At 71.0% G+C, this 17013-nt stretch carries 15 protein-coding genes and 1 tRNA gene; 10 read left to right on the forward strand and 6 right to left on the reverse strand.

Going from position 1 to position 17013, the window contains the following annotated elements:
- Positions 1–181: 181 nt before the first annotated feature.
- Positions 182–255, reverse strand: a tRNA-Val gene (locus V6S67_RS00215).
- A 175-nt stretch (positions 256–430) separates the two neighbouring features.
- On the opposite strand from V6S67_RS00215, the gene V6S67_RS00220 reads away from it, so the two are divergent.
- The 3 genes from V6S67_RS00220 to V6S67_RS00230 all read left to right on the forward strand — a co-directional run bounded on the left by V6S67_RS00220 (position 431) and on the right by V6S67_RS00230 (position 2052).
- The gene (locus V6S67_RS00220) at positions 431–682 is read left to right on the forward strand and encodes a DUF2630 family protein (protein WP_334208330.1); all 252 of its coding nucleotides are present in this window, start codon (positions 431–433) and stop codon (positions 680–682) included.
- The gene (locus V6S67_RS00225; RefSeq protein WP_334208331.1) at positions 682–1350 is read left to right on the forward strand and encodes a haloacid dehalogenase type II; all 669 of its coding nucleotides are present in this window, start codon (positions 682–684) and stop codon (positions 1348–1350) included. The genes V6S67_RS00220 and V6S67_RS00225 overlap by 1 nt, the downstream gene beginning before the upstream one ends.
- Positions 1351–1443: 93 nt before the next feature.
- Positions 1444–2052, forward strand: a complete 609-nt coding sequence (locus V6S67_RS00230) for a flavodoxin family protein (RefSeq protein ID WP_334208332.1) — start codon at positions 1444–1446, stop codon at positions 2050–2052.
- Positions 2053–2065: 13 nt separating this feature from the next.
- Here the strand turns inward: V6S67_RS00230 and V6S67_RS00235 are convergent, their stop codons facing one another.
- The 4 genes from V6S67_RS00235 to ku all read right to left on the reverse strand — a co-directional run bounded on the left by V6S67_RS00235 (position 2066) and on the right by ku (position 5033).
- Positions 2066–2878: an ABC transporter permease subunit gene (locus tag V6S67_RS00235; protein WP_334208333.1), complete on the reverse strand. Its 813-nt coding sequence runs from the start codon at positions 2876–2878 to the stop codon at positions 2066–2068.
- Entirely contained in the window at positions 2868–3815 is a 948-nt protein-coding gene (locus V6S67_RS00240; RefSeq protein WP_334208334.1) for an ABC transporter ATP-binding protein, read from the reverse strand. Before V6S67_RS00240 ends, V6S67_RS00235 begins: the two co-directional genes overlap by 11 nt.
- A 127-nt stretch (positions 3816–3942) precedes the next feature.
- The gene (locus V6S67_RS00245; RefSeq protein WP_334208335.1) at positions 3943–4194 is read right to left on the reverse strand and encodes a hypothetical protein; all 252 of its coding nucleotides are present in this window, start codon (positions 4192–4194) and stop codon (positions 3943–3945) included.
- Complete coding sequence (ku, locus tag V6S67_RS00250) at positions 4194–5033, reverse strand: non-homologous end joining protein Ku (protein ID WP_334208336.1); 840 nt, start codon at positions 5031–5033, stop codon at positions 4194–4196. Before ku ends, V6S67_RS00245 begins: the two co-directional genes overlap by 1 nt.
- A gap of 68 nt (positions 5034–5101) precedes the next feature.
- Here ku and V6S67_RS00255 point away from each other — a divergent pair, with 68 nt between their 5' ends.
- The 6 genes from V6S67_RS00255 (at position 5102) to V6S67_RS00280 (ending at position 14908) form a co-directional block, all read left to right on the forward strand.
- The gene (locus tag V6S67_RS00255) at positions 5102–5608 is read left to right on the forward strand and encodes an SRPBCC domain-containing protein (RefSeq protein WP_334208337.1); all 507 of its coding nucleotides are present in this window, start codon (positions 5102–5104) and stop codon (positions 5606–5608) included.
- 75 nt (positions 5609–5683) lie between these two features.
- Positions 5684–8227, forward strand: a complete 2544-nt coding sequence (locus V6S67_RS00260; RefSeq protein ID WP_334208338.1) for an ATP-dependent DNA ligase — start codon at positions 5684–5686, stop codon at positions 8225–8227.
- Between the two features lie 62 nt (positions 8228–8289).
- On the forward strand, positions 8290–10674 hold the full coding sequence (locus tag V6S67_RS00265; protein WP_334208339.1) for a phosphoketolase family protein: 2385 nt from the start codon (positions 8290–8292) through the stop codon (positions 10672–10674).
- 93 nt (positions 10675–10767) lie between these two features.
- Positions 10768–12132, forward strand: coding sequence for an SLC13 family permease (locus V6S67_RS00270; RefSeq protein WP_334208340.1), 1365 nt, complete (start codon positions 10768–10770; stop codon positions 12130–12132).
- Positions 12133–12197: 65 nt separating this feature from the next.
- A complete protein-coding gene (locus tag V6S67_RS00275) occupies positions 12198–13415 on the forward strand; it encodes a CaiB/BaiF CoA transferase family protein (protein ID WP_334208341.1) in 1218 nt (405 codons plus the stop codon).
- Positions 13412–14908, forward strand: a complete 1497-nt coding sequence (locus V6S67_RS00280; RefSeq protein ID WP_334208342.1) for a carboxyl transferase domain-containing protein — start codon at positions 13412–13414, stop codon at positions 14906–14908. The genes V6S67_RS00275 and V6S67_RS00280 overlap by 4 nt, the downstream gene beginning before the upstream one ends.
- A gap of 21 nt (positions 14909–14929) precedes the next feature.
- Here V6S67_RS00280 and V6S67_RS00285 read toward each other — a convergent pair whose 3' ends face one another.
- The gene (locus V6S67_RS00285) at positions 14930–16039 is read right to left on the reverse strand and encodes a GTP pyrophosphokinase (RefSeq protein WP_334208343.1); all 1110 of its coding nucleotides are present in this window, start codon (positions 16037–16039) and stop codon (positions 14930–14932) included.
- A gap of 149 nt (positions 16040–16188) precedes the next feature.
- Here V6S67_RS00285 and V6S67_RS00290 point away from each other — a divergent pair, with 149 nt between their 5' ends.
- Positions 16189–17013, forward strand: a complete 825-nt coding sequence (locus V6S67_RS00290) for an alpha/beta hydrolase (RefSeq protein WP_334211478.1) — start codon at positions 16189–16191, stop codon at positions 17011–17013.

A 17013-nucleotide genomic window follows, 5' to 3' on the forward strand; every position in this document is an offset into this window, starting at 1 on the left:
TCCTGGGGTTGAGCGTCCTTCGCTCAACTACGAAAATATTAGCACTCGGTCCCTGCGAGTGCTAAGCCTCGATGCGTTCGCCCAGAACGAACACCCGGTCCGGTGGGGTCCGGCAACGCAGAAGGCCCGCACCGACGAATCGGTACGGGCCTTCTGTGGTGCTGTCTCCAGCTGATCCTCGTGCCTGCGCGGGGCCTCGATCCCCGGGCCTTCCGCGTGTGAAGCGGATGCTCTACCAGACTGAGCTACACAGGCAATTGGTTCTCCAACAGCTTAGGGCATCCGGGCGCCGCACCAAATTCCCCTGTGGTGCCCCCGGCTCCCGGCACGTCGGTGATCGTGCTGGTCAACCGCCCGCGGCCTCAGTAGCCTGAAGGAAAGCCTGCTGATCATCCGGCACGCCGGGACGGCGACGACGAAGGGACGCACCATGGACAACCAGGACATCCTCCAGCGCATCCAGGCACTCGTGCAGGAGGAACACGAGCTCCGCGAGCAGCCTCAGGACGCCGGTGCCGCCGAGGCGCACCAGGACCACGCCGCACGCCTGAGGAAGGTGGAGGAGGACCTCGACCAGTGCTGGGACCTGCTCCGCCAGCGGCGGGCGAAGGCCGACGCCGGCGAGGACCCGAGCGACGCCGATGCCCGTCCCATCAGCCAGGTGGAGGGGTACCGCCAGTAATGGTGTTGCCGGTGGTGCTGTTCGACGTCAACGGCACCCTGTCGGACATGGAACCCCTGTCCCGGCAGTTCGAGGAGATCGGTGCGCCTCCGCAGCTGGCCGCGCTCTGGTTCACCTCGGTGCTCCGGGATGGTTTCGCGCTCACCGCAACCGGGCAGAATCCTGCCTTCAAAGAGGTCGCCGAGGGGTCGTTGCGAGCGGTCCTCGCGGACGGGATCCTCGACCGGGACCTCGACGACGCCGTCGCCCACATCATGTCGGCGCTTCAGGGGCTCGCGGTGCACCAGGACGTGGTGGAGGGTATTCGTGCCCTGGCGTCCGACGGCTTCGGTGTCGCAGTGCTGACGAACGGCGCGATGGCGACGGCCGAGGCACTCCTGGACCGGGCAGGTGTCCGGGACCAGGTCTCCGCCGTCCTGTCGGTCGAGGACGCGCCGCGCTGGAAGCCTGCGCCCGAGTCCTACGCCTATGCCCTCGGTGCCCTGCAGCGGGAGGCGGGCGACGTCGTGCTCGTCGCCGTCCACCCCTGGGACATCGAGGGTGCCGCGCGTGCCGGGCTCCGGACCGCCTGGCTCAACCGCGACGGCTCGCCCTATCCTTCCGCGATGTCGGCACCCGATCATGAGGTGTCCGCGATCACCGACCTGCCGGGAGTCCTGCAGGTGTGAGGTCCGCCGGTCACCAATGCACGGTGGCCGTCGCCGAATCCCCCACGACCGGTCCGCACCCTGCGGCCGTAGTTCCCACCAGGAGGAGTACCCATGCAGGACCTGACCGCGTTCGCTCTCATCTGCAGCCTCACGCCGTCCCCAGCACCGTCCAGTTCCGACCTGATGGCCCGGCACATCCTCGACGGGTTCGCCGAACGGGGCATCGCCACCTCCAGCGCACGCGTGGTGGACCACGATGTGGCGCCCGGGGTGCAGAAGGACATGGGCAACGGGGACGAGTGGCCGGTCCTCCGCGAGAAGATCCTTGCCGCCGACATCCTCGTCCTGTCCACCCCGATCTGGGTGGGCCACCCCTCCAGCCTCGCGCAGCGGGTGATGGAACGGCTCGACGCCGATATCGCCGAGACGGACGAGGAGGGGCGCCCCGTCATGGCCGGCAAGGTCGCCGTCGTGGCCGTGGTGGGTAACGAGGACGGTGCCCACAAGACGGTCGCCGACATGATGCAGGGACTGAACGACATCGGCTTCTCCCTGCCGTCGCAGGGCTCCACCTACTGGGTGGGCGAGGCCATGCAGGCGGTCGACTTCAAGGACCTCGCCGAAGTGCCTGAGGTGGTGGCCACGACGACGGCGGGCGTCGTCCGGAACGCCGAGCACCTGGCGAAGTTGCTGCGTCGGGAGAACTTCCCGCTGGAGTGACGTACGGGCCCTGCTAGCGGCCGATGTCGCGACGTGACAGCCCGACGACGCCGGCCAGCACCAGGACCCCGCACAGGCCGAGGAGGAGGGCCATCCCGCCGCCTGCGCCGTTCCCGAGGCCGTTGGTGAGCGGCGCCGGGGAGAAGGCCCAGTCATAGGGTGAGAGGTTCTTCATCCATCGCGCGGCCTCCGCCTGGTTGCCGAGCGCGTTGAAGGCGTAGCCGAGGACGGCCACGGCGGCGCCCGCCGCGACCGACGCCGTGCGGGAGCCGGTCAGCGCTCCGGCGGTGACCGCCGCCAGCCCGCTCAGCAGGGTCAGCAGGTACAGGGCGAGCGTCCCGGCGACGGCATGGCCGGCCGGGATCCCGAGCTCCGCGGGGTCATCGAGCGCGAGGATGGCCACGAGCAGCACCGCGCACACGACGGCGAGCCGCAGGCCCAGTGCGAGGGCCGCCTCGAGTGCGACCTGCGCACGGGTGACACCGTGGGCGAGGGTGAGTTCGAGGGCGCCGCTCTCCTCCTCGCCGCCGATCGCCGCCGCCCCCCAGCCCACCGCGGCGATGGTCAGCAGGACGAAGCCGATCAGCCCCAGGAGGGTGGCCTGCGCGTAGCCCGCGCCGGTGGTGATCAGGTCGAAGCCGAGGGTGGAGACGAGTTCCGGCGGCAGGGACGAGATCATGGACTCGAGCTGCCCCGAGGCGCCCATGGACGGATAGATCGGCAGGTAGAGCAGGCTCGCCGCCACCACCCCCGCGGACCAGCCGGCCAGCCCGACGCGGGAGCGCTGGAGGGTGTGGCGCACGAGGGGGAGGGTGTCAGTGGCCATGGTGCGCTCCGGCCGGCACCGGGCCGGGCCGCCCGTACAGGCCGAGCACGGCCTGTTCGAGGTCCGGTTCCTCGATCACGATATCCTGCAGCGCGAGTCCGGCCACGAGCGGGATGAGGGCGGCCGGCGATCCCGACAGGCGGCCCTCCACGACCACGCGTCCGCCGGGAGCAGCGGGTGCGCCCATCGAGAGGATCTCGAGACCGGCGAGGTCCAGCGCCCGGGTCTGCGCCTCGGTCAGGGTGTGGTCCAGCTCGATCCGCACCGAGCGGGGGGCCTCGTCCCGCAGGTCCGCGACCCGGGCGGAGCGGACGAGGCGTCCCTCGCGGAGGACGGCCACGTGGTCGGCGCCGTGCTGTATCTCGGAGATCACGTGGGAGGACAGGAAGACGGCCTGGCCGAGGCCCTTCGCCTCGCGGACGAGGGCGAGGAACTCGCGCTGCACGAGGGGATCGAGGCCCGAGGTCGGCTCGTCGAGGACCAGCAGCTCGGGCCGGTGCATGAGCGCCTGGACCAGGCCCAGCTTCTGCTTGTTGCCCCTGGACAGGGTGCCCACACGCCGTGACGGGTCGAGTCCGAGGCGTTCGACCAGTTCGCTCCGGAAGCGCCCGTCGACGGGTCCGGAGATGCGCCCGAAGTGCTCGAGCAGGTCGGTCCCCGTGATGCGGCTGTCCAGTCGCAGCTCCCCCGGGAGGTACCCGATGCGGCGGCGGAGGCCCGGCCCGGCGCGCCGGGGATCCTCGCCGAGGACCGTCGCCGAGCCTCCGCCCGGCCGGATGAGCCCGAGGATGAGGCGCATGGTGGTGGTCTTGCCGGCACCGTTGGGCCCGATCACCCCCACCACGCTGCCGGGCTGCACGGTGAGCGACACGGCGTCCAGCGCTGTGCGCGTCCCGTAGTGCTTGGTCAGGTCCCGTAGCTCCAGTGCATGCTGCATGGTTCCTCCGACGGACGGATGATACCGGCGGCCGGGACATCGGGACCCTCGACGGTGGCGATGGAGCCGTCGAGGAGCATGCTAGACCCGCGGTGGGGACTGGACAAGGGCGCTGCCGCCCGTCGTGTCAGCGGGCCTTCCGCAGCAGCCAGGAGAGGGTCAGCGCACCGGAACTGCGCCGGAACCCGCTCTGCCCGGAGACCACCTCGAGCGCGGCCCAGACGGCCAGGCAGATCGAGCTGGCGAGGCGGAGGCGCTCGCGGTTCCGCTCCTCCAGTGCCATGAAGGACGCCGCACCGAGCAGGGCCCAGCCGAGGATCGGCGCGTTCGGCTTCTGGGCGATGGTCTGCCGGCCGAGGCTGTCTGTGAAGAAACCCATCACGCGCCCTTCTGCTTGGAGGTGCCGGCCGCCTTCTTGGCTCCGGCCTTCTTCTCGCGGTTCTTCTCGACGCTGCGGCGCAGGGCCTCCATGAGGTCGAGCACGTTGTCGCCGTCGTCGTCGTCCTTCACCGCACCGAAGGTCTCCTCGGTGTCGATCGTGTCGCCCTTCTCGATCTTCGCGTCGATCAGCGTGCGCAGCTGGACCTGGTAGTCGTCGGTGAAGTTCTCGGGGTCGAAGTCGGTGGAGAAGGAGTCGACCAGCGCCGCGGACATCTGCTTCTCCTTGGCGGAGATGCGCACCTTCTCCTCGAGGGCCGGGAAGGATGCCTCCCGCACCTCGTCGTCCCACAGCAGCGTCTGGAGCATGAGCACGTCCCCGCGGACACGCAGCGCCGCCAGGCGGCTCTTCTGCCGGAGGGAGAACTGCACGATCGCGGTGCGATCCGTCTCCTGGAGCGTGCGCCGCAGCAGGACGTAGGCCTTCGTCGAGGTGCTGTCGGGCTCGAGGTAGTACGCGCGGTCGAACATGACCGGATCGATCTGGTCGCTCGGCACGAACTCCACCACCTCGATCTCCCGGCTCCTCTCGACCGGCAGGGACGAGAGGTCCTCGTCGGTCAGCACCACCGTGTGCTCGCCGTCGTCGTACGCCTTGTCGATGTGTTTGAAGTCGACCACCTCGCCGCAGATCTCGCAGCGGCGCTGGTAGCGGATGCGGCCGCCGTCCTCGTCGTGGACCTGGTGGAGGGGGATGTCGTGGTCCTCGGTGGCGCTGTAGACCTTGACGGGCACGTTGACCAGCCCGAACGCGACCGCTCCCTTCCAGATGGCTCTCATGGGTCAAGTCAACACCAAGCAGGCTTAGTGGGCCAGAGGGTGCCACCCGCCCGCCCTAGACTTGGGAGGTGACCTCCGAGACCGTAGAGCCCATCGTCAGCAAGACCACCAGCGACGACGGCGCCACCGTGCTGCGCCTGGAATTCCAGTTCGCATTCCCGCCGACCGTGCTGTGGAAGCACCTGACGGAGGCCGAGAAGCTGAAGTACTGGTTCCCCTGCGAGATGGAGTTCGAGCCGCGCGCAGGGGAGGAGATCCTGTTCCGGTACGCCGACCAGAAGCCCCTGCGCGGCGAGGTGCTGGAGGCCGAGCGGCCCACGGTGCTCGCCTACACGTGGGAGCGGGACAGCCTCCGCTGGGAACTCGCCCGGACCGCCGACAACGGCGCGCAGCTCGTGCTGCTCCTGACCCCGGGCAGCCCGCGGCACTCGGCCACCATGGCCGCCGGCTGGCACCTCACCATCGCCGGGCTCGACGACTTCCTGAACAAGCGCAGCCTCGGGCAGGACCCGGCGCTGTGGGACGTCTACGTGGCCCGGTACCGCGAGCAGTTCGAGGACCCGGACCAGGGCTAGGGGCCCGGCGGGCGCCGTCGGGTGCCCGCCGATTGGTACTGGACCGCCCCCGGGCCCGCGGTCGAGACTGGGGGCATGGCTCCTCCGCGCACGGCCCGGCAGCAGACCGTCACCGTGGACGGACGCACGCTGCGTCTCTCCAATCTCGACAAGGTGCTCTACCCGGTCACGGGTACCACCAAGGCGGACGTTCTCGCCTACTACGCCGCCGTCGCGCCGCATCTCATCCGGCACGCGCAGCACCGGCCCGTCACCCGGAAGCGCTGGGTCCACGGCGTCGGGACCCCCGAGGCGCCCGGCGAGATGTTCTTCCAGAAGAACATCGACGACAACGCTCCCGCCTGGGTGCCGCGCCGCGCGATCCAGCACAAGGACCACACGAACGTCTACCCCCTGGTGGAGGACCTCGCAACACTCACCTGGCTGGGGCAGATCGCCGCGCTCGAGGTCCACGTGCCGCAGTGGCGTTTCACCGCGGACGGCGGCCGGGGCAACCCTGACCGCCTCGTCCTGGACCTCGACCCCGGGACGGATGCGGGCCTGGCAGAATGCGCGGCCGTGGCGCGGCTCGCGCGGCCGATCCTGCAGGGCATGGGCCTCGAGCCGTTCCCCGTGACCAGCGGGGCCAAAGGGATCCACCTCTACTGCGCCCTGGACGGCCGGCAGACCTCGGAGCAGGTGTCCGCCGTCGCGCGTGAACTCGCCCGGGCCCTCGAGGCCGACCATCCCGACCTCGCCGTCAGCGACATGAAGAAGGCGCTGCGTCCCGGCCGGGTGCTCGTCGACTGGAGCCAGAACAACGCGAACAAGACCACCGTGAGCCCCTACTCGCTCCGCGGGCGCTTCGAGCCCACCGTCGCCGCTCCACGGGCGTGGGAGGAGCTCGACGGCGAGGACCTGCGGCAACTGGACCACGCGGAGGTGGTGCAGCGCCTCCAGGAGTCCGGCGACCTCCTCGCCCCGGCGACCCCGCCCCCTCCACCCCCCACGACGGACGGCGGGCAGGTTCCCGGAGGCGCCGCAGCTGCGCCGTCGGACCGCCTGTCCACCTACCGCGCCATGCGGGACGCCGCGAAGACGCCCGAGCCCGTCCCCGATGCGGTGGGCCCTGCAGGAGGCACCAGCTTCGTGATCCAGGAGCACCACGCACGCCGCCTCCACTACGACTTCCGCCTGGAGCACGATGGCGTCCTCGTCTCGTGGGCCCTTCCGAAGGGACCGCCGCTGACGCCGAGCAGGAACCACCTGGCCGTCCAGACGGAGGACCATCCGCTGGACTACGGCTCGTTCGAAGGAACTATTCCTGACGGGGAATACGGTGCCGGCGAGGTGACCATCTGGGATGCCGGGACGTACGAGCTGGAGAAGTGGCGCGAGGGCAAGGAGGTCATCTGCACGCTCCATGGGCGGGCGGACGGCGGCCTGGCCAGGGGTGGGACGGCGATCCGCCGCTACGCGCTCATCAACACGGGCGGCGGATCGAACGGCAAGAGCAACTGGCTGATCCACCTCATGAAGGACCAGCCCGCGGAGGCGCAGCAGAACGGGGGCGACACCGGGGACACCGGGGACACCGGTGCGCCGGCGTCCCCGGCCACGGGAGCCCGCGAGACACGGAGGACGCAGCAGGCGCCGGTTCCCGCCCGGCCCGGACCGGTGGTCCTGCGGCCCATGATGGCCACCCTCGGTTCCGAGGAGGCCATCCCCGACCCCGACGCCTGGTCCTACGAGATGAAGTGGGACGGGGTGCGCTGCATCGCCGTGGTCAGGGACGGTGCGGTGACCCTGACCAGCCGCAACGGCATCGACACCACGCCCGTCTACCCGGAGCTGCAGGACCTCGGGGACCTCGTCCATGCCGGGAGCGCCGTGCTCGACGGCGAGATCGTAGCCCTCGACCGCCGCGGCCGCCCGGACTTCGGCCTGCTCCAGACGCGGATGAAGCTCACGCACCGGGCCGAGATCGACGCCGCCCGCGAGGTGACGCCCGTGCGCCTCATGCTCTTCGACCTGCTCGAGCTCGACGGCACCGACCTGACCGGGCTGGAGTACCGCCAGCGGCGCGAGCTGCTCGAGAGGGCCGTGGATCCCGCGGAGGACGGTCACGTGCAGGTGCCCCCGGCCCTCGATGCGACCCTCCGGGAAGCCGTCGAGGCGAGCCGGCAGCTGGGGCTGGAGGGGATCATGGCCAAGCGCGTCACGAGCGACTACCAACCCGGCGCGCGCTCGTCGTCGTGGGTGAAGATCAAGCACCTGCGCACGCAGGAGGTCGTGGTGGTGGGCTGGCGGCCGGGCAAAGGGACCCGCGCCTCGAAGGTGGGGTCGCTGCTCGTGGCCGTGCCCGACGGCGTGGACCTGCGCTATGTGGGCCGCGTGGGCTCCGGCCTGACGGAGCGGGATCTCGCGGAGGTCGGCGCCCGCCTGAAGAAGCTGGGCCGGAAGACCGCGCCACTCGCCGACGTGCCCGGGATCGACGCGTCGGACGCGCACTGGGTCCGGCCCGCCCTCGTGGGCGAGGTCCAGTACAGCGAACACACCGGTACAGGCCGCCTGCGGCATCCCGTCTGGCGGGGCTGGCGGCCGGACAAGACGCCGTCCGACGTCGTCGTCGAACTCTGACTCCGCACGCACGATCCGCACGCACTCGGAAGCATCACCTGAATATTACCTAGGAGGCATACATGAGCGGTCTCGATGTCCAGGGCCTGGACGCGTGGTGGCGGGCAGCCAACTACGTCTCCGTCGGCCAGATCTACCTGCGGGACAACGCGCTGCTGACGCGCCCGCTCGCCGGTGAGGACGTGAAGGCGCGGCTGCTCGGGCACTGGGGCACCACGCCCGGGCTGAACTTCGTCTACACCCACCTGAACCGCGTGATCGCCGAGCGCGCGCAGGAGATGCTGTTCATCGCGGGTCCCGGCCACGGCGGACCCGCGGTGGTGGCCAACGCCTGGCTCGAAGGGACGTACTCCGAGGTCTACAGCAGCATCGGCACGGACGGTGCAGGGCTCAACGCCCTGTTCCGGCAGTTCAGCTACCCCGGCGGCATCCCGTCGCATGCCGCTCCCGAATCCCCCGGGTCCATCCACGAGGGCGGTGAACTGGGATACGCGCTCATGCACGCCTACGGGGCCGTCTTCGACAACCCCGACCTCGTCGCGGTCGCGGTGGTGGGCGACGGCGAGGCGGAGACCGGACCGCTGGCCACGAGCTGGCACTCGCACAGCTTCGTGAACCCGGCGGTCGACGGCGCCGTACTGCCCATCCTGCACCTCAACGGCTACAAGATCGCCAACCCGACCGTCCTGGCCCGCATGCCCGAGGAGCAGCTCCGACAGCTGATGTACGGATACGGGTACGAGCCGCACTTCGTCACGGTGACCGACCCGTCCGCCACGGAGGCCGCGCACCGGGACTTCGCCGCCGTCCTCGACGCCTGCATCGACGACATCCACGCCATCCAGGACACGGCCCGCACCTCCCCGGCCGGGACCGATGCGGGCGCGGCCCGGTGGCCCATGATCGTGCTGCGGTCGCCGAAGGGCTGGACCGGCCCGGCAGTGGTCGACGGGAATCCCGTGGAGGGGACCTGGCGCTCCCACCAGGTGCCGCTCACGGAGATCCACAGCAACGAGGAGCACCTGCACCAGCTCGAGGACTGGATGCGGTCCTACGATCCGGGGTCGCTCTTCACGGAGGCCGGGGAACTGCGACCCGAGATCGCCGCGCTCGCCCCGGACGGCGACCTGCGGATGAGCGCCACGCCCTACGCCAACGGTGGCCGGCTCCTCCGCGACCTCGTGCTGCCCTCCTACGCCGACCACGCCGTGGAGGTGTCGCATCCGGGCACGGAGAAGGTGAGCCCGATGATCACCGTGGGCGGCTACCTCCGCGACGTCATCGAGCGCAACCCGCACAACTTCCGCCTGTTCGGTCCGGACGAGACGGCGTCGAACCGCCTCTCGGCCGTGTACGAGGTGACGGACAAGGTCTGGCAGCCGCGCCTCGAGGACGTCGACGAGCACCTCGCGCGGGCCGGCCGGGTCATGGAGGTGCTGAGCGAACACCTGTGCCAGGGATGGCTCGAGGGCTACCTGCTGACGGGACGCCATGGGGTGTTCAACTGCTACGAGGCGTTCGTGCACATCGTCGACTCGATGTTCAACCAGTTCGCGAAGTGGCTGAAGGTGCACCGCACCCTGCCGTGGCGGCAGCCCATCGCCTCGTTCAACTACATGCTCTCCAGCCACGTCTGGCAGCAGGACCACAACGGCTTCTCCCACCAGGACCCCGGCTTCATCGACCACGTGATGAACAAGAAGGCGGACATCATCCGCGTCTACCTGCCGCCGGACGCGAACACGATGCTCGCGGTGACCCGGCACTGCATGACGACCCGGGACACCGTCAACGTGATCGTCACGGGCAAGCAGCCGACCCCGACCTGGCTCGGCCCCGAGGAGGCGCTGCTGCACGTCACCCGCGGCATCGGCATCCTCGACTTCGCCGGTTCCGAGGAGTCCGGCGTGGAGCCCGACGTCGTCCTGGGCTGCGCGGGTGACGTGCCCACACTCGAGGCCGTGGCCGCCGCGGGACTGCTGAAGGCGGCCATCCCCGGGCTGAAGATCCGCGTGGTCAACGTCGTGGACCTCATGCGCCTGCAGGACAGCTCCGAGCACCCGCACGGACTGTCCACCCGGGACTTCGACACGCTGTTCACGACGTCGAAGCCCGTGGTCTTCGCGTACCACGGCTATCCGTGGCTCATCCACCGGCTGACCTACCGGCGCACCAACCACGCGAACCTGCACGTGCGCGGGTACAAGGAGGAAGGGACCACCACCACGCCGTTCGACATGGCGATGCTGAACCAGATCGACCGGTTCCAGCTGGCCATGGACGTGATCGACCGCGTGCCGGCCCTCGGCGCCACCCAGGCCCGGTTCCGGCAGGACCTCCAGGACCAGCGGCAGCGCGCCTGGCAGTACACGCGCGACGCCGGGAAGGACCTCGGGTCCATCACGGGATGGACCCTCGACGAGTCCTCACCCGACGACGCCACGTAACCCCGTGACGGCCCGGCGGGGGACCGGCCGCCGTCGTGTAGCGTGCAACAGACCCCACCTGACCACCTGCTCATCGCCCGCCGGAGGATAACGATGTCCGCTCCACTGCTCTCGATCATCATCCTCGCGGCGATGTTCCTGATCGCCACGCTCCTGCCCATCAACATGGGAGCCCTCGCCTTCGTGGGGGCCTTCCTGCTCGGCGCCGTCGTCCTCGGGATGGACACCGACGACATCATCGCCGAATTCCCCGGCGGGCTGTTCCTCACGCTCGTGGGGGTGACCTACCTGTTCGCCATCGCGCAGAACAACGGCACCATCGACCTCCTCGTGCAGGGCGCGGTGAAGCTCGTCCGCAACCGCGTGGCCCTCATCCCGTGGGTCATGTTCCTCATCACGGCCGTCATCACCGCCGTCGGTGCGCTCGGCCCGGCAGCGGTGGCGATCATGGCGCCCGTGGCGCTCGGCTTCGCGGCCCGCCACAGGATCTCCCCGCTGCTCATGGGCATGATGGTGGTCCACGGCGCGCAGGCCGGCGGCTTCTCGCCCATCGCCGTGTACGGCGTGATCGTCAACGACATCGTCGGCGAATCGGGCTTCGAGTCGAGCCCGCTGGCCGTCTTCCTCGCCAGCTTCATCTTCAACCTGCTGATCGCCGTCGTCCTGTTCGTCGTCCTCGGCGGACGCAAGCTCATGTCCTCCCGGATGGGCGAGTTCATCGAGGAGGCCGCCGAGGCCCGCCTCAACGCGAGCCCCGGCATGCGCCGCGCGGACGTCGCCTACAAGGGCACCGGCAGCGGGACGTACGGACCCCGCGACCCCGCGGGCGACGGCGTGGTGGCCACGAAATCACGCGAGGACCGCATCTCGCAGCCCGCCACCATCCTCGGCCTGATCGCGCTCGCCGTGATCGCCCTCGGGTTCAAGGTCGACGTCGGATTCGTCGCCATCACGATCGCCGTGATCCTCGCGCTCATCTCCCCGAAGGCCCAGAGCGGTGCGGTCAACAAGATCGCCTGGTCCACCGTCCTGCTCATCTGCGGCATGCTGACCTTCGTCGGGGTGCTGCAGGCCGCGGGAACCATCGAGTACGTGTCCGACGGCGTCGCGAACCTCGGCATGCCGCTGCTCGCCGCGCTGCTCATCTGCTACATCGGCGCCGTCGTCTCGGCCTTCGCCTCCTCGACCGCCATCCTCGCCGCCCTCATCCCGCTGGCCATCCCGTTCCTCGAGACCGGGGCCGTGGGAGCCGTCGGCGTGGTGTGCGCCCTGGCGGTGTCCGCGACGATCGTGGACGTCTCGCCGTTCTCCACGAACGGCGCCCTCGTGCTCGCCAACGCACCCGAGGGTACCGACAAGGACCGCTTCTACCGGCAGATCCTCGGGTACGGAGCCATCGTCGTCGTGGCTGGGCCGCTCATCGCATGGCTCGTCCTCGTGGTGCCCGGCTGGCTCTGAGCCCCCGGCCCCACCCCGCAAGCCCCCCCCGCAAGCACCCCCACAGCACCCCCTTCGGAGGAAGCATGAGCGCCGAACCGACCGCCACCACCACGACCCACCGCGGGGGGCCCCTGGCCGGCCGCCTCGTCGTCGACCTCAGCCGGGCGCTCGCCGGGCCGCACGCCGGCATGATGCTCGGGGACCTGGGCGCGCGGGTGATCAAGGTCGAGACGCCGGGCACGGGCGACGACACGCGCGGGTGGGGGCCGCCGTTCGTTGGTCCCGAGGACGACCGCCAGGCCACCTACTTCCTGTCCTGCAACAGGAACAAGGAATCCATCGCCCTCGACCTCAAGAGCGACGACGGCAGGAGCGTCCTCACGGAACTGCTGCGCCGCGCGGACGTGGTCGTCGAGAACTTCCGCCCCGGCGTCCTCGACCGCCTCGGTTTCTCCACCGACGCCATGCTCGAGCTCAACCCGGGCCTCGTCATCCTCTCCATCACCGGGTTCGGCCACGACGGCCCCGAGGCGACGCGCAGCGGGTACGACCAGATCGTGCAGGGCGAGGCCGGGCTGATGTCCGTCACGGGGCCGGACCCGGACAATCCGCAGCGCGTCGGGGTGCCCATCGCCGACCTGCTGTCCGGCATGTACGGGGCCTACGGCGCCGTCGCCGCACTGCTGGAGCGGGAACGCACCGGCAGGGGACAGGTGGTCCGCACCTCCCTGCTGGCCGCGATCATCGGCGTCCACGCGTTCCAGGGCACCCGCACCACCGTCGCGGGGGAGGTGCCGCGCGCGCAGGGCAACCACCACCCGTCGATCGCACCCTACGGGCTGTTCAACTGCCGCGGCGGCAAGGTACAGATCAGCGTGGGCAGCGAGCGGCTGTGGTCCACGTTCTCCAGCACGTTCGGCATCGCTGCCCGCCCCGAGTTCGCGTCCAACGCCGACCGCGTGCGGAACCGGGACCAGCTGATCGGCGTCGTCGAGGACGCGTTCTCGGCCTACGAGGCGGAACCGCTGCTCGCGAAGCTCAATGAGGCGGGCATCCCCGCGGGCAAGGTACGGACCCTCGACGAGGTCTACGCCTGGGACCAGGTGCACTCGCAGGGCCTCCTCCTCACCGTGCAGCACCCGGTCCTCGGTGACATCGCCCTGCCCGGGCCGCCGCTGCGGTTCTTCGACGGCGCCGCCGAGACCACTCCGGCCGGCCATACCGCGCCGCCCCTGCTCGACGGCGACGGCGACGCCATCCGCGCCTGGCTCGCCTCCACCTCCGGCGGACCCAGGGCGTGAGTGCTCCGGCACGGCACCTCACCGCGCGCGAGCTCATCGGCGCCGTGCTCGACGCCGGGTCCTTCACCTCGTGGGACGGCCCCGCCCCGACCTCCGCCGGCCCCGCCTACGGGGAGGAGCTGCGACGGGCCCGGGAGAAGAGCGGTGAGGACGAGTCGGTATTGACCGGGGAAGGCCTCATCCACGGCCGCCGGGTGGCCGTCATCGTCTCGGAGTTCACCTTCCTGGCGGGCTCGATCGGTGCCGCCGCGGCGCACCGCATCACGGCGGCCGTCCGCCGCGCGACCGCGGAGCGGCTACCCCTGCTCGCTGGCCCGGCGTCGGGCGGCACACGCATGCAGGAGGGGACACCCGCGTTCCTGTCGATGGTGGAGATCACCGGGGCGGTCCGCGCGCACCGGCAGGCCGGGCTCCCGTACCTCGTGTACCTCCGGCACCCGACGACGGGGGGCGTCATGGCGTCCTGGGGCTCGCTCGGCCACGTCACCGTCGCCGAGCCGGGGGCACTCCTCGGCTTCCTCGGGCCGCGCGTGTACGAGGCGCTCCACGGGGAGCCCTTCCCGGCGGGCGTGCAGACCGCGGAGAACCTCTTCGACCAGGGCCTCATCGACGCCGTCGTGCCGCCCGGGCAACTGGCCGGGATCGTGGACACGGCGCTCGCCGTCCTGCTCGCCGACCCGCCGGAGCTTCCCGAGGAACCCTCGACGTCGTCCGTGCAGCCCGGCACCGCGGACGCCTGGACCTCCATCCTGATCTCGCGCAACCGCCGCCGACCTGACCTCCGCCGCCTCCTCGCCTACGGTGCCCGGGACGTCCTGCCCCTCAACGGCACGGGCCAGGGGGAGAAGGACCCCGGACTGCTGCTCGCGCTCGCCCGCTTCGGGAGCCGGCCCTGCATCGTCCTCGGGCACCAGCGGCCCCGGAAGCCCGGCGACCCCGGGATGGGCCCGGCGTCGCTGCGCGAGGCACGCCGCGGGATGAAGCTCGCCGAAGAGCTCGGGCTGCCGCTGCTGACCGTCATCGACACCGCAGGCGCGGATCTCTCCAAAGCGGCGGAGGAGGGCGGGCTCGCCGGGGAGATCGCCCGGTCCCTGCACGATCTCATCGGTCTGGCCTCACCGTCGGTGTCCGTGCTGCTCGGGCAGGGCGCCGGCGGAGGGGCGCTCGCGCTGCTGCCGGCGGACAGCACCATCGCCGCGGAGCACGCCTGGCTCTCGCCCCTGCCGCCCGAGGGTGCGAGCGCCATCGTGCACCGCACCGTGGACCGGGCGCCGGAGATGGCGGAGGCGCAGGGCGTGAAGGTCGCGGCGCTCATGGCGCGCGGCGTCGTCGACCACGTGGTGGACGAGCGCCCCGATGCCGCCGAGGAGGGACGGGCGTTCTGCGAGCGGATGGCGACGGCGATCGAGTACGAGCTGGCGCGGGTCGGGGCCCTGCCGGCCGCCGACCGCCTCGAGCGGCGTGCGGGGAAGTACCGGGCAGGGGCGGGCTGACGCGGGGCGTCACCGGACCCGTCAGCGCACCGGGTGCTGCGCCCGGTACAGCTCCATCTGCCGGTGCCGGCGCTGCAGGCTGTCCCGGCGGGGTGTGTTCTCCGCGTCGGCCGGCTCGGCGGTCAGGTCGATGTGCCGCTCGCCGTAGTGCCAGAGCAGCATGTCGTCGAGGAGCCGATCGGGGCCTGGCGAGTACCGGTGGTCGAGGGCCTTGCGCACCGTGGTGATGGTGTCCGCCTGCAGCAGCGACACCAGTTCCAGCGTGGTCTTGAGGCCGTGCGCGGCGAGCAGCTCTGCCGCCCAGCCCCAGTTGTCGTCCGTCTTCCGGTCCACGTGCGGCAGCAGGGTCTGCCAGATGTCCCGGATGCGGTTCGGCGTCAGGGGCGCACTGCCCTCGCCGTCCTCGTCCCAGAACCCCGTGACCGTCTCGTACCGCTCGTGGAGTTCCGCGAAGGCCGACTCGACGGTCTCGAGCATGGCGGCCGTGCCGGTGAACTGCCGGTCGAAGTAGGGGCTCCAGGCCTTCGGGTTGGAGGCCTTGAAGCGGATGTCGTGCTCGATCTCCGACCAGGCGTGCGCGAGCACGGTCCGCACCTGCACCTCGAACAGGTAACTGCCGGCGGCCTTCGTCTCGGGGTCAACGGTCTGCTGGAATGCACGGACCACGTCGCTGTGGATGGTGCGCATGATGAGGTGGCGGCTCGAGTAGCCGTAGGTGCCGGACTCGATGGACCCGATGTCCTTCTCCCGGTCGCCACGGCAGTCGAACTCCTGGCGCTGCCGCTTGAGCAGGTTCGCCGCGAGATCCACCTCGTGCGGGAGCGTGGTGATGATGCGCACGCCCACCAGGTCGGTGAGGTTGCGCAGGGGATCCGGGAACACGAGGATCGGTGTTGCCCCGGCGTCGGGGGACGGCAGGGTGCGGGAGGCCTTGTCGCGGAAGGACTCCACGGTCTTGGTGCGGGCCGTGACGAACAGCGGCTTGAGGTCCGTGCCGTCGAAGATGCGCTCGATGCTGTCCCGCATGGCCGAGGTGACGCGGTCGAGGGCCGGCCGGACGCGCTCGTACTCACGCGTATGCGCCTCGACGGCCGGCCTCAGCCGTTCGTCGAGATCATCCCATGCGCCCATGCACCGTGCCTTTCCGAAGGGGAGACTTCATCGTAGCCAACGCGGGCGACGGTTACGCTTCAGCTGTGAATCCGGTGAGGCCCGTGGGCCGACGCTCCCTCCTCGCCCTGCTCGCCGCCGCGGGGGCCGCCGTCCTGACAGCCTGCGGCATCAGGGGCACCGGGGCCGGGAGCGGGTCCGCCGGAGGTGCGGCTCCCCAGCGGTACGGCTACGGCGAGGACCCCAGTCAGTTCGCCGATCTCTACCTCCCCGACCGCGGGGTCCGCGGCGTCGTCGTCATCATCCACGGCGGGTACTGGCGTTCCACCTACGGTGCGGAGCTGGGGGAGCCGCTCGCCCGTGACCTCGCGGGCCGCGGGTACGCCTGCTGGAACCTGGAGTACCGGCGCGCGGGCAACGGAGGCGGCTGGCCCGCCACGTTCGACGACGTCGCCGCCGGCATCGACGCGCTCGGGAGGGCCGCGGCGGAGCACGGCCTGGACCTCGGGTCGACGACAGCGCTCGGCCACTCGGCGGGCGGGCACCTCGCGGTCTGGGCCGCAGGCAGGGCCCGGCTGCCCTCCGGAGCGCCCGGCTCCGGGATGCCCGCCGTGCCGCTGACCGCCGTGGTCAGCCAGGCAGGGGTACTGGACCTCGGCGAGGCGCGGGAGCTGCGACTGAGCGACGGCGCCGTGGAGAACCTGCTGGGAGCCCCCGGGGACGCGGAACGGTACCGGCTGGCGGACCCGATGACGGCGATCCCCCTCGACATCCCCGTCTACGCGGTCCACGGCACGGAGGACACCACGGTGCCGCCCAGCCAGGCCGAGAACTACGTCGCGGCGGCGACCGCGGCGGGCGCGGCGGCAGAACTGGTCCTCGTCCCCGGGGACCACTTCGACGTCATCACCCCGGGAACCGAGGCCTGGGAGCGGATCGTGGGCCTGCTCGACGCCGCCGCCGGCGCAACGGACCCCGGCCCGCCCGAGGGCTGA

It is taken from the genome of Arthrobacter sp. Soc17.1.1.1 (assembly GCF_036867195.1).
Taxonomy (GTDB): Bacteria; Actinomycetota; Actinomycetes; order Actinomycetales; family Micrococcaceae; genus Arthrobacter_D.

What these genes read in the sequence shown, in the direction of transcription:
- V6S67_RS00230 (WP_334208332.1), top strand. Translation starts at nt 1,444, where the DNA reads ATGCAGGACCTGACCGCGTTCGCTCTCATCTGCAGCCTCACGCCGTCC.
- V6S67_RS00225 (WP_334208331.1), top strand. Translation starts at nt 682, where the DNA reads ATGGTGTTGCCGGTGGTGCTGTTCGACGTCAACGGCACCCTGTCGGAC.
- V6S67_RS00245 (WP_334208335.1), bottom strand. Translation starts at nt 4,194, where the DNA reads ATGGGTTTCTTCACAGACAGCCTCGGCCGGCAGACCATCGCCCAGAAG.
- V6S67_RS00285 (WP_334208343.1), bottom strand. Translation starts at nt 16,039, where the DNA reads ATGGGCGCATGGGATGATCTCGACGAACGGCTGAGGCCGGCCGTCGAG.
- V6S67_RS00240 (WP_334208334.1), bottom strand. Translation starts at nt 3,815, where the DNA reads ATGCAGCATGCACTGGAGCTACGGGACCTGACCAAGCACTACGGGACG.
- V6S67_RS00235 (WP_334208333.1), bottom strand. Translation starts at nt 2,878, where the DNA reads ATGGCCACTGACACCCTCCCCCTCGTGCGCCACACCCTCCAGCGCTCC.
- V6S67_RS00275 (WP_334208341.1), top strand. Translation starts at nt 12,198, where the DNA reads ATGAGCGCCGAACCGACCGCCACCACCACGACCCACCGCGGGGGGCCC.
- ku (WP_334208336.1), bottom strand. Translation starts at nt 5,033, where the DNA reads ATGAGAGCCATCTGGAAGGGAGCGGTCGCGTTCGGGCTGGTCAACGTG.
- V6S67_RS00260 (WP_334208338.1), top strand. Translation starts at nt 5,684, where the DNA reads ATGGCTCCTCCGCGCACGGCCCGGCAGCAGACCGTCACCGTGGACGGA.
- V6S67_RS00265 (WP_334208339.1), top strand. Translation starts at nt 8,290, where the DNA reads ATGAGCGGTCTCGATGTCCAGGGCCTGGACGCGTGGTGGCGGGCAGCC.
- V6S67_RS00220 (WP_334208330.1), top strand. Translation starts at nt 431, where the DNA reads ATGGACAACCAGGACATCCTCCAGCGCATCCAGGCACTCGTGCAGGAG.
- V6S67_RS00270 (WP_334208340.1), top strand. Translation starts at nt 10,768, where the DNA reads ATGTCCGCTCCACTGCTCTCGATCATCATCCTCGCGGCGATGTTCCTG.